The organism is Streptomyces beihaiensis, assembly GCF_026274175.1.
GTDB classification, from domain to species: Bacteria; Actinomycetota; Actinomycetes; order Streptomycetales; family Streptomycetaceae; genus Streptomyces; species Streptomyces beihaiensis.
Window position 1 is genome coordinate 1 of sequence record NZ_JAPHNL010000159.1, and the last position, 4,046, is coordinate 4,046.

2 protein-coding genes and 1 pseudogene are annotated in these 4,046 nt (G+C 73.6%); 1 reads left to right on the plus strand and 2 read right to left on the minus strand.

Annotation, left to right across the window (positions count from 1 at the left end; translation table 11 throughout):
* Positions 1-308: 308 nt before the first annotated feature.
* Together disA and radA are read right to left on the minus strand one after the other, a co-directional pair.
* A complete protein-coding gene (gene disA, locus OFY01_RS15565) occupies positions 309-1,433 on the minus strand; it encodes a DNA integrity scanning diadenylate cyclase DisA (RefSeq protein ID WP_266600280.1) in 1,125 nt (374 codons plus the stop codon).
* A 113-nt stretch (positions 1,434-1,546) separates the two neighbouring features.
* A complete protein-coding gene (radA, locus tag OFY01_RS15570; RefSeq protein ID WP_266600282.1) occupies positions 1,547-2,965 on the minus strand; it encodes a DNA repair protein RadA in 1,419 nt (472 codons plus the stop codon).
* A 199-nt stretch (positions 2,966-3,164) separates the two neighbouring features.
* Between radA and OFY01_RS15575 the strand changes: the two are divergent.
* A pseudogene (locus OFY01_RS15575) lies at positions 3,165-4,046 on the plus strand (hypothetical protein); the annotation flags it as partial.

A 4,046-nucleotide genomic window follows, 5' to 3' on the forward strand; every position in this document is an offset into this window, starting at 1 on the left:
ACGTACGGCGGATACCAGACCGAGTGATCAAGTTCGACGCAGCATTCGACGTCGGAGGTTAAAGATCAAGCTAGGGCCCGTCCGGCGTCAGGTCGGGGCCGCAAGCCCTGGCGCGCTCAGCAGTACCGATCGGCACGGTCGACCGAGCCCGGCCTGATCCGCCGGACACGCCCGAGAGCGGCTTGAGGGGCGCGGGGAACCGCGCGACCAGCCACCGCGGACGGTCAGTCGGCACCGAACGACAACCGACCGGCAAGGGGCGGCGGCACCGGGCGGCACGAACCCCGCCCGCCGCAGAACCCGCGGAGCTACACGTACCGCTCGAGGATCGACGACTCGGCCAGCCGCGAGAGCCCTTCCCGAACGCTCCGCGCACGGGCCTCGCCCACCCCGTCGACCGTCTGAAGGTCGTCCACGCTCGCGGCGAGAAGCTTCTGCAGCCCCCCGAAGTGCTCCACGAGCCGGTCGATGATGGCCCCCGGCAGCCGCGGCACCTTCGCGAGCAGCCGGAACCCGCGCGGCGAGACCGCCGAGTCCAGCGCCTCCGGTGACCCGGTGTAACCCAACGCGCGGGCCACCGTGGGCAGTTCGAGCAGCTCCGCGTGGCTGAGCGAGTCCAGCTCGGCCAGCGCCTCGTCGACCGTACGGGACCGCTTCGCGGTCGGCTCGGGCACGTAGTCCCTGGCCACCAGCTGCCGCTCAGGCTCGACGCCCGCGATCAACTCGTCCAGCTGCAACGCCAGAAGCCGCCCGTCGGTGCCCAGCTCCACCACGTACTCGGCGATCTCCGTCGCGATGCGCCGCACCATCTCCAGGCGCTGCGCGACCGCCGTGACGTCCCGGACGGTGACCAGGTCCTCGATCTCCAGCGCCGACAGCGTGCCCGCGACCTCGTCGAGCCGCAGCTTGTACCGCTCCAGAGTCGCCAGCGCCTGGTTGGCGCGGGAGAGGATCGCCGCGGAGTCCTCCAGGACGCGGCGCTGCCCGTCCACGTACAGGGCGATCAGCCGCATCGACTGCGACACCGAGACGACCGGGTACCCGACCTGCTTGCTGACGCGGTCGGCGGTGCGGTGGCGGGTGCCGGTCTCGTCCGTGGGGATCGTCGGGTCCGGCACCAGCTGCACCCCGGCCCGGAGGATCTTTCCCAGGTCGGAGGAGAGCACGATGCCGCCGTCGAGCTTGCACAGCTCGCGCAGCCGCGTCGACGTGAACTCCACGTCGAGGACGAAGCCGCCCGTGCACATCGCCTCGACCGTCTTGTCGGAGCCGAGGACGATCAGCCCACCCGTGTTGCCGCGGAGGATGCGCTCCAGGCCGTCACGGAGCGCCGTGCCCGGCGCGACCGCGCTCAGCGAGGCGCGCATCAGACGGTCCGGACCGGAACTCCCGCCGGACTTGCCGGGAGCTGCTGCCCGGTCGTTGGCTGCCACTGCACTCCTCCGGATCGCGGGCTTCAGGCGCCCTGGGCGCTACGTGTCGCTCCATGCATCGCCTCACGCACTGCTCAGCGCGCTCGTACGCACGGGCGAGACCTGGGCAAAGTCTACCGGCGCCGCTCCTCCTCCCGGGGGGCCTCTCTGCGACGGCTCCTCGGCAGCACCCGCAGCGCGTCCCCTATATCGGCGACTTCCAGGACCTTCATACCGGCGGGAACCTTCCCCGGGTCGGCCGGGACCAGGGCGTGGGTGAAACCGAGCCGGTGCGCCTCGGAGAGCCTGCGCTGCACCCCTGTGACCCGCCTGACCTCGCCCGCCAGGCCCACTTCTCCGATCGCGACCAGGTTCTTGGGCAGCGGGGTGTCGCTCGCCGCGCTCGCCAGGGCCAGTGCCACGGCGAGGTCGGCCGCCGGTTCGGAGAGCTTCACGCCGCCGACCGTCGCCGAGTAGATGTCCCGCTTGCCCAAGGCGCTGATGCGGCCGCGCTGTTCGAGGACGGCCAGCATCATCGAGACGCGGGACGTCTCCAGGCCGGAGGTGGTGCGGCGCGGCGACGGGATCTGCGAGTCGACCGTGAGCGCCTGGACCTCGGCGACCAGGGGGCGGCGGCCCTCCAGGGTCACCGTCAGGCAGGTGCCCGGCACCGGCTCGGCGCGCCGGGTCAGGAAGAGGCCGCTGGGGTCGGCCAGGCCCGTGATGCCCTCGTCGTGCAACTCGAAGCAGCCGACCTCGTCCGTCGTCCCGTACCGGTTCTTGACGCCGCGCACCAGGCGCAGGCGCGCGTGCCGGTCGCCCTCGAAGTGCAGGACCACGTCCACCAGGTGTTCCAGGAGGCGGGGGCCCGCGATGGCGCCGTCCTTGGTGACATGGCCCACCAGGAGGGTCGACATGCCGCGCTCCTTGGAGGCGCGGATGAGCGCACCCGCCACCTCGCGGACCTGCGCCATGCCGCCGGGCGCCCCGTCGATCTCCGGCGACGCCACGGTCTGTACGGAGTCGAGGATCAGCAGCGACGGCTTCACCGCGTCCAAGTGGCCGAGGACGGCCGCGAGGTCCGTCTCCGCCGCCAGGTAGAGGTGGTCGTCGATGGCGCCGATGCGGTCGGCCCGCAGCCGCACCTGGGAGGCGGACTCCTCCCCGGTCACGTACAGCGTCCGGTGCTCGTCGCTCGCCGACTTCGCCGCCACGTCGAGCAGCAGCGTGGACTTGCCGACGCCCGGCTCGCCCGCGACCAGGACGACCGCGCCGGGCACCAGACCGCCGCCGAGCACACGGTCGAGCTCGGGCACGCCGGTGGTGCGGGCCGTGGCCTGCCGTCCGTCGACCTCGCCGATGGGCAGGGCCGAGGTGGTCACGCGGCCCGGCGCGGTGGTCCGCACGGCGGGCACGCCGTATTCGTCGATGGTCCCCCACGCCTGGCACTCGGCGCAGCGGCCCAGCCACTTGGCCGTCTGCCAGCCGCACTCGGTGCAGCGGTAACTCGGCCGTTGCTTGCCGGCGGTGCCGGACTTCGTACGGGCTGCCATGGACGAAACCGTAACCGGCCCCACTGACAATCCGGACCGCGTCCGCGACGGTCGGGCGGCCGCCGTCGCCCCGCGTAGCCGCGCTGGCCACGGAATATGAGCTTCCTGTCCTCTTTTGAGGGATCGTTTCACCCGTAAGGATTAAATGTGCTCAAGCGGGAGCAAGGGGCCTCTCTCGCCCCCTACGGTCGCACGGGTGATGAGCAGCAGTCCGGAAACCTCCCCGCACACCACCGGCGCACACCGGGCGCACCGGGCGCACCGTGCCGGAGCGCGACGGTCGGCGCTACGCGCCGCGGCGCCGCGCCCGCCCGCGCGGTACGAGCCGTGCCTGGACGGCCTGTTCACCTACTGCCTCTCCGTACTCTGCGACCACGACGAGGCGATCACCGCGCTCGGTGACGTCCTCGCGCTCGCCGAGCGGCGCGACGCGCGCGCCCCCGACAACGAGGCCGACCACCGGGCCTGGCTGTACGCGCTCGCGCGCTGGTCCTGCCTGCGCCGCCTGACCGAGGCCAAGCGTGCCAGGCAGGGGGCGCACGCGGCGGGAAACGCGGCGGGAAGCGGGGCCGGTGCCGGTACGGCGGCGGCCGCCGCGCCGAGCAGTCACGCCCGGGGCGACAGGGCCGGTGCCGCGCACGCCGCCCTGGACGGCCCGCTCCTCCAGGAGGAGCGGCGGCGCCAACTCGCCCTGCTCGCCTGGCCGGAGGCGGCCGGCACGACGCCCGAGCAGCGTGAGGCCCTGGAGCTTGCCGTGCGCCACCAGCTCGCCCCGCGCCAGGTCGCCTCGGTCCTCGGCGCCGACCTGGACGCCACGCGGGGGCTGCTCGCCTCCGCCGCCTGCGAGGTGGAGCGGACCCGCGCCGCGCTCGCCGTCGTCGAGACCGGCACCTGCCCCAGCGTCGCCCGCCTCACCGGCGACAACCAGGTGCTGCTCTCCTCCGCCCTCCGCCGCGAGCTGGTCCGCCATGTCGACGACTGCCCGCGCTGTCGCCGCACCGCCGAGCGCGCCGCCCCGGCCGCCTGGCCCGGCACCTCCGTGAGCCCGGCCGCGCTGCCGCTCGCCGAGGCGCCCCGCGCG

Coding starts and splice junctions, on each gene's coding strand:
- radA (WP_266600282.1), bottom strand. CDS start 2,965: ATGGCAGCCCGTACGAAGTCCGGCACCGCCGGCAAGCAACGGCCGAGT.